Source organism: Pseudomonas sp. P5_A12 (genome assembly GCF_056400685.1).
The window spans coordinates 1-6,596 of record NZ_JBFUKU010000288.1 but is presented as its reverse complement, the minus strand read 5'-3'; the positions used below and the strand labels follow the sequence as shown (position 1 = coordinate 6,596).

Here is a 6,596-nt window from a genome sequence, read left to right as displayed (position 1 = left end):
GGCGCAGCCTGCGTCGGCCGGTCCGCGCTCGGGCGCAGCAGTCGTAAAACCTGCGCTCACGGTGTACCTGATACGCCGAGGTGSCTGAATTSACGACGGCTTCGCCGCCGRACGCAGGCTTCGCCAGCTGCTACAGGGATCGGGGTGGGTGAAAACGGGTCATACTTTTGACGGCGGTTTTCCGTCCAGAAAATTGAATGGTCATTTATCCGGCCCGCCACTAAAGTGGCAACCGGACTGTAGAGTAGGACACTCAAACAGCTTTCTTTCGCATGGTGAGTCAACGATTGACCCATAACGCCCTTCAACAGCTTTTACTCAAACGCTTTGCCCTTGCAGCCGGCACTTACGCCCTGGCGCTGCTGCTACTGTGGCTGGCGTTTTTTACCGGACACTTCGATGAGTCCGTGGCCAGCCTGACCGTCGGCACTGGATTAGTGGTCATCAGCCAGGCGGCTTTATTCGCGGTGTTTTACAGCGGCTGCAACCTGCGCTTTTCTGACCCCAGCCTGACCGAAGTGCAGGTGTTGATGGGGTTGGGCTGGCAAACCTGGCTGATCGCCAACCTGGATGAGGCACGCGGCGCGTTCCTGGTGTTTTACGTGCTGATCCTGCTCTTCGGGCTGTTTCATCTGTCGCGCCGAGCGCTGGTGCGGTGTGCGCTGTTGGTGTTCTTCAGTTTCAGTGCGATCACGCTGTGGGAGGGCTACCACTTTCAGCTCCGCGACCCGGCGCTGGCCGGGTTGCAAGTCTGCGTGTTGCTGATTGTGCTGATCTGGCTGGTGCTCTACGCCCGCTATGTGCAGGCTTCACGTCAGCGCATGCGCCAGCGGCGCTTCGCCTTGCAAGCGCACCAGGACACCCTGCGCGGGATGATGCGCCAGCTCGAAGACCTGGTCGCCACCGACGAACTCACCGGGCTGTTCAACCGCCGCCATTTCCTGCGCCTGGCCTCCCGCGAGCTGAACGCCATGGACGCTGGCGTCGTGCATGGCCTGGCGCTGATCGACCTTGACCACTTCAAACGCATCAACGATGTCCACGGCCATGCGGCGGGCGACCAGGTTCTGCAAGCCTTTGCCGGCGTCGCGACCGCGTGCCTGCGCGACGGCGATGTGCTGGCGCGTTATGGCGGTGAAGAATTCGTGGTGATGGTGCCCGATTGCGATGCCGAACGCCTGACCGCGTGCTGTGAGCGGTTGCGCATTGCCTTCACCGATGTCGAGCTGATCGGCCTCGACGTCGTCCATCTCAGTTTGTCCGCGGGCATGACCTTGCTGGAACCGGGCGACGATCTCGACGACGCCTTGCAACGCGCCGATCAGGCGCTTTACCGCGCCAAACGTGAGGGTCGCAATCGTTGTGCGGCGGCCTGGGAGAACGTCGATGCCTGAGTTGCGGGTCGGCGAGCGTCAGTGGTCGGTGGCACCGGGCAGCAATCTGCTCGATGCCTTGAATCAAAACGGCGTGGCCGTCCCCTACAGTTGCCGCGCCGGTAGTTGCCATGCCTGCCTGGTGCAATGTGTGCAGGGGTTACCGAGCGACAGCCGACCCGATGCCTTGAGTGCAGAGCAACGCCAACAAGGCTGGCGCCTGGCGTGCCAGTGCCAGGTGGTCGAGGACTTGCAAGTGCACACCTTCGACCCGCAGCAGGACGGCCGTCCGGCCGAGGTCGCGGCCGTGGATTGGTTGAGCGCCAGTGTCTTGCGTTTACGTCTGATACCTGAGCGTCCATTGCGCTACCGCGCCGGGCAGCATCTGGTGTTGTGGGCGGGCAATGTGGCACGTCCTTATTCGTTGGCCAGCCTGCCGCAAGAAGACCGCTTTCTGGAGTTTCACCTCGATTGTCGTCAGCCCGGGCAATTTAGCGACGCGGCCCGTCAGTTGAAAATCGGCGATTCGATACGCCTCGGCGAACTGCGCGGCGGCTCGCTGCACTACGACCCGGACTGGCACTCCCGACCGCTGTGGCTGTTGGCCGCCGGCACCGGTTTAGGGCCGCTGTTTGGCGTATTACGCGAAGCGCTGCGTCAGGATCATCAGGGCGCCATTCGTGTCATTCACCTGGCCCATGACGCCGACGAGCATTATCTGGCCAAACCCCTGCACGCCATGGCCGAGGGCCGTGAAAACCTCAGCGTCGAACTCTGGACCCCGGCCGAGCTGCCGCAGGCATTGGCGCAACTGCGSCTTGTCTCCCGGCAAACCCTGGCCTTAGTCTGCGGAGCCCCCGACAGTGTCGACGCCTTTTCCCGGCGCCTGTACCTCGCGGGGTTGCCGCGCAATCAACTGCTGGCCGATGTGTTCCTGCCTCGTGGTTGAGCGCTGATTTTTTCAGACGCGAGACCCTCATGACCGAAGCCATCCAGATCGAACGCGAACGCGGTTTGCTGACGCTACGCCTGAATCGCCCCGAGAAGAAAAACGCCCTGACCCGCGACATGTACAGCCATCTGGCCGAGGCGCTGAAACAGGCCRACACCGATCCCGAAATCAATGCCGTGCTGATCACCGGCAGTGCCGAGTGCTTCACCGCTGGCAACGACATCGCTGATTTCATCCAGCAACCGCCAGGCAGCCTCGACAGCCCGGTGTTTCACTTCATGCTCAATTTACTGGAATGCCGCAAACCGGTGATCGCTGCAGTAGCGGGTGCGGCGGTGGGGATTGGTACGACCATGCTGCTGCATTGCGATCTGGTTTACGTCAGTCGTGATGCTCGCCTGCGCATGCCGTTCGTCAATCTCGGCTTATGCCCGGAGTTCGGTTCCAGCCTGATCCTGCCGCGTTTGCTCGGGCATGCCAAAGCGGCGGAGTTGTTGTTGCTGGGAGAAGGTTTCAGCGGTGAACAGGCGGCAGAGTGGGGCATTGCTACCGAGGCGTTGGGCAGTGGCGAAGCCACGTTGGCCAAGGCGCGGGAGATGGCGTTGCGTTTTGAATCGCTGCCGCCGGAAGCGGTGCGCATCAGCAAGCAATTGATGAAAGCGCCGGACCGGGATTTGCTGCGCAAGGTGATAGAAGAAGAGGGTGCTTTGTTCACCCAGCGGTTGCGCTCACCGGAAGCGTTGGCGGCGTTGACCGGGTTTATCAAACGGCATTGAGTTGATCGTTCCCACGCTCTGCGTGGGAATGCCTCAACGGACGCTCCGCGTCCGCTTTGGGACGCGGAGCGTCCCGGGCTGCATTCCCACGCGGAGCGTGGGAACGATCAGGCGGGGCTTTTGTTTTTCAGCAGTCGGTCACTCAGACCATCGGGTCGCCAACGTGCAGGATTTTCATGCCGTTGGTGCCGCCGATGGTGTGGTAGCTGTCGCCCTTGGTCAGGATGACCCAGTCGCCTTTCTCCACAACACCCAATTTCAGCAACTCGTCAATCGCGGCCTGGCTGACTTGCCCAGGCGGCAACGATGCCGGGTCGAACGGGACGGTGTAGACGCCACGGAACATGGCCGCGCGGGCCTGGGTTTCGCGGTGCGGGGAGAACGCATAGATCGGCACCGACGAACGGATGCGCGACATGATCAACGGCGTGTAGCCACTTTCGGTCAGGGCGATGATCGCCTTTACGCCCGGGAAGTGGTTGGCGGTGTACATGGCCGCCAGCGCGATGCTCTGGTCGCAGCTTTCGAAGACCTTGCCGATACGGTGGCTGGAGGTCTTGCTGGTCGGGTGCTTTTCAGCGCCGACACAGATGCGCGCCATCGCCTGCACAGCTTCCAGTGGATACAGGCCAGCGGCACTTTCCGCCGAGAGCATCACGGCGTCGGTGTAGTCGAGCACGGCGTTGGCCACGTCGGACACTTCGGCACGGGTCGGCATCGGGTTCTGGATCATCGACTCCATCATCTGGGTCGCGACGATCACCGCCTTGTTGTGGCGGCGTGCGTGCAGAATGATTTTCTTCTGAATGCCCACCAGCTCGGCGTCGCCGATTTCCACACCCAGGTCACCACGAGCCACCATCACCGCGTCGGACGCCTTGATCAGCGCATCGAGGGTGTCGTCGTCAGCCACGGCTTCGGCGCGTTCGATCTTCGCCACCAGCCAGGCAGTACCGCCGGCCTCGTCGCGCAGTTGACGGGCGTATTCCATGTCGGCAGCGTCACGCGGGAAGGACACGGCGAGGTAGTCGACTTCCATCTCGGCGGCGAGCTTGATGTCGGCCTTGTCTTTCTCGGTCAGGGCTGGAGCGGTCAGACCACCACCACGACGGTTGATGCCTTTGTGGTCGGACAGCGGACCGCCGATCAGCACGGTGCAGTTCAGTTCGGTGGCGGTGGCGGTATCCACGCGCATCACCACGCGGCCGTCGTCGAGTAGCAGCTCGTCGCCTACGCCGCAGTCCTTGACCAGGTCGGGGTAGTCGATGCCGACCACTTGCTGGGTGCCTTCGGTCAGAGGATGGCTGGTGGAGAAGGTGAATTGATCACCGATCTTCAGCTCGATCTTCTTGTTGGCGAATTTGGCGATACGGATTTTCGGGCCTTGCAGGTCACCCAGCAGGGCGACGAAGCGGCCGTGCTTGGCTGCGAGGTCACGCACCAGCTTCGCGCGAGCCTTGTGCTCGTCGGGGGTGCCGTGGGAGAAGTTCAGGCGGGCGACGTCCAGGCCAGCCAGAATCAGCTGTTCGAGAACTTCCGGCGAGTTACTGGCCGGGCCAAGGGTGGCGACGATTTTGGTACGACGGACGGACATGCAAAGACTCCTGAGTTCAAGCGCTGAGTGAGGCTACTATCATCTTTGGGTGTAGTCATTGTTCGAATGCACTACTTATTGGCTTTTATCTTTAAACGTTCGTTACAGGCAGCCTGAAGATTTTGCACAACGGGTCGATACAGAGCTCACTACAGGAGAACCCCCATGCGATTCGCGCTCATTGCCGTCCTTGCCCTCAGTGTGACGGGCTGCGCCCGTTGGTCGATGAACCATCATTTGAATCTCGCCTACAGCGCTTACGACCGTGGCAATTGCGAGCAGGTCATACTCGAACTGTCGAAAGTGGAGCGCTCCAGCCGTGCACGGCCTCATGTGTGGCCGGAAGTGTCGATGATGCGCGGCCAGTGCCTGGAAAAGCAGATGCTGTATATCGATGCGGCTCAGACTTACCAGTACATCATCGAGACGTACCCCCACAGCGAATACGCCTACCGTGCCCGCGCTCGTCTGGAAACCCTGGAGAGCCAAGGCCGTTACCCGCTGAGAAGCGCTACGGCCGTGCGTCCGACGTACTGATTGCAGTCGCCACGCAAGGGCTGGCTCACTGGCGGTGGTGAGCTATAGTCCAAGAGATCGGTTTTAGAGCCTTGCCTCTAAACCCGAGGTCATACCTGTGATCGGCAGAAGTAGGCGTCAGCGGTTGCATGGACTGTCGCACCGGGATCGGGGAGAGCGCGCCTTCACTTCTATCAATAAAGAAGAAGACCCGTTCCGAAGCAGTAGTGCGGCCCTGCTTAAGGGTCTTGCTGGGCCATTTGCGCATGTTTACCAACCGCCGGATCACGCGGCATCAGCTGCCGTATTTCCTGAAAGTGTTCAACAGCGTCACCGACAAACCCATCGGCTATCTCGGCAACGTGTCCGAAGAAGGGCTGATGCTGATCAGCCAGTTGCCCATGATGGTGGGCGTCGACTTCGACCTGCGTCTGAAAATTCCCGCCACCAATGGTTGCCTGCAGGTCATCGACCTGACGGCAAGTTGCCTGTGGTGCCATGAAGACGAAACGCCGCAGCACTACGACGCCGGGTTCAGCCTGCAACGGGCACCGCCGGAGTATGGGCAGTTGGTGAAGGCTTTGAGGCAGTACTTCAGTTTTCAGCCGTTGCCTGCCTCGGCGTGACAACACCCCACAACCTGTAGCAGCTGGCGAAGCCTGCGTTCGGCGGCGAAGCCGTCGTGAATTCAGGCACCTCGGCGTATCAGGTACACCGTGAGCGCAGGTTTTACGACTGCTGCGCCCGAGCGCGGACCGGCCGACGCAGGCTGCGCCGGCTGGTACAGGGATTTTGTACTACGTCGTCTTGATCGCCCGCTCGTTATCCAGCGACCGCTCCACCAGCATCAACCCGAACTCACTCATCCGATAAATCGCCATCGCCAGATGCCGCAGCGTGTTGTCCAGGCTTTCAGCCAGGTCGAGCAGCAGAATGCTGACCGTCGAAAAGGTTTCGTAGGTCTCGATGGTCAGGGCTTCGGGGTTGGCATCCGGGACAACGGTGAACATTTTCATGGCGCGGTCCTGGGAAGTGCGAAGGGATTCGACGTCGGGTTTGAGGTAATGGTCCAGCGCCTTGTCGGCGGCAGTGTGGAGCTTTCTTGAATCGAGGCTGGCGTAGGGGGAAACCGGGTCGGTTTCGGGGGGTGGATTGGGTGTTGGTTTGAACATGATCGATCTCCGTCATAGGGCTGCCACCGTCTCGCGACTAAACGAGGGGGTGGCGGCTGTAAGCAGGTTAGTCGACCGGCGGAGATACGAATTCCGGCGCGCCCGAGGGCGCCCTGCGAACAGCCACCATCAAGTGCGGGGATAGGGATTACCCGACTGGATGACGTTTATACACATGTATCAAACCGCCGGGCGACTAAACCCGATCGCTGA

General features: G+C 61.0%; 7 protein-coding genes. 5 read left to right on the top strand and 2 right to left on the bottom strand.

Features of this window, described 5'->3' with window-relative positions:
* Positions 1–287 precede the first annotated feature (287 nt).
* The 3 genes from AC1DSG_RS25630 to AC1DSG_RS25620 are packed head-to-tail and all read left to right on the top strand — an operon-like array spanning position 288 to position 3,101.
* Complete coding sequence (locus AC1DSG_RS25630) at positions 288–1,394, top strand: GGDEF domain-containing protein (protein ID WP_477793384.1); 1,107 nt, start codon at positions 288–290, stop codon at positions 1,392–1,394.
* A complete protein-coding gene (locus tag AC1DSG_RS25625; RefSeq protein ID WP_477793383.1) occupies positions 1,387–2,322 on the top strand; it encodes an iron-sulfur-binding ferredoxin reductase in 936 nt (311 codons plus the stop codon). The genes AC1DSG_RS25630 and AC1DSG_RS25625 overlap by 8 nt, the downstream gene beginning before the upstream one ends.
* A 29-nt stretch (positions 2,323–2,351) precedes the next feature.
* The gene (locus AC1DSG_RS25620) at positions 2,352–3,101 is read left to right on the top strand and encodes an enoyl-CoA hydratase-related protein (RefSeq protein ID WP_477793382.1); all 750 of its coding nucleotides are present in this window, start codon (positions 2,352–2,354) and stop codon (positions 3,099–3,101) included.
* A 142-nt stretch (positions 3,102–3,243) separates the two neighbouring features.
* Here the strand turns inward: AC1DSG_RS25620 and pyk are convergent, their stop codons facing one another.
* Positions 3,244–4,695, bottom strand: a complete 1,452-nt coding sequence (gene pyk, locus AC1DSG_RS25615; protein ID WP_477793381.1) for a pyruvate kinase — start codon at positions 4,693–4,695, stop codon at positions 3,244–3,246.
* A gap of 165 nt (positions 4,696–4,860) precedes the next feature.
* On the opposite strand from pyk, the gene AC1DSG_RS25610 reads away from it, so the two are divergent.
* Positions 4,861–5,232 (top strand): tetratricopeptide repeat protein, encoded by a 372-nt coding sequence (locus AC1DSG_RS25610; RefSeq protein ID WP_477793380.1) that lies wholly within the window; start codon positions 4,861–4,863, stop codon positions 5,230–5,232.
* A 245-nt stretch (positions 5,233–5,477) separates the two neighbouring features.
* Positions 5,478–5,837, top strand: coding sequence for a PilZ domain-containing protein (locus tag AC1DSG_RS25605; protein WP_477793379.1), 360 nt, complete (start codon positions 5,478–5,480; stop codon positions 5,835–5,837).
* A gap of 171 nt (positions 5,838–6,008) precedes the next feature.
* Here the strand turns inward: AC1DSG_RS25605 and AC1DSG_RS25600 are convergent, their stop codons facing one another.
* Positions 6,009–6,383, bottom strand: a complete 375-nt coding sequence (locus tag AC1DSG_RS25600) for a DUF6124 family protein (protein ID WP_477793378.1) — start codon at positions 6,381–6,383, stop codon at positions 6,009–6,011.
* Positions 6,384–6,596: the final 213 nt, after the last annotated feature.

Excerpts from the sequence above, each read along its gene's own strand:
- pyk (WP_477793381.1), bottom strand. The coding sequence starts at position 4,695 with ATGTCCGTCCGTCGTACCAAAATCGTCGCCACCCTTGGCCCGGCCAGT.
- AC1DSG_RS25610 (WP_477793380.1), top strand. The coding sequence starts at position 4,861 with ATGCGATTCGCGCTCATTGCCGTCCTTGCCCTCAGTGTGACGGGCTGC.
- AC1DSG_RS25605 (WP_477793379.1), top strand. The coding sequence starts at position 5,478 with ATGTTTACCAACCGCCGGATCACGCGGCATCAGCTGCCGTATTTCCTG.
- AC1DSG_RS25600 (WP_477793378.1), bottom strand. The coding sequence starts at position 6,383 with ATGTTCAAACCAACACCCAATCCACCCCCCGAAACCGACCCGGTTTCC.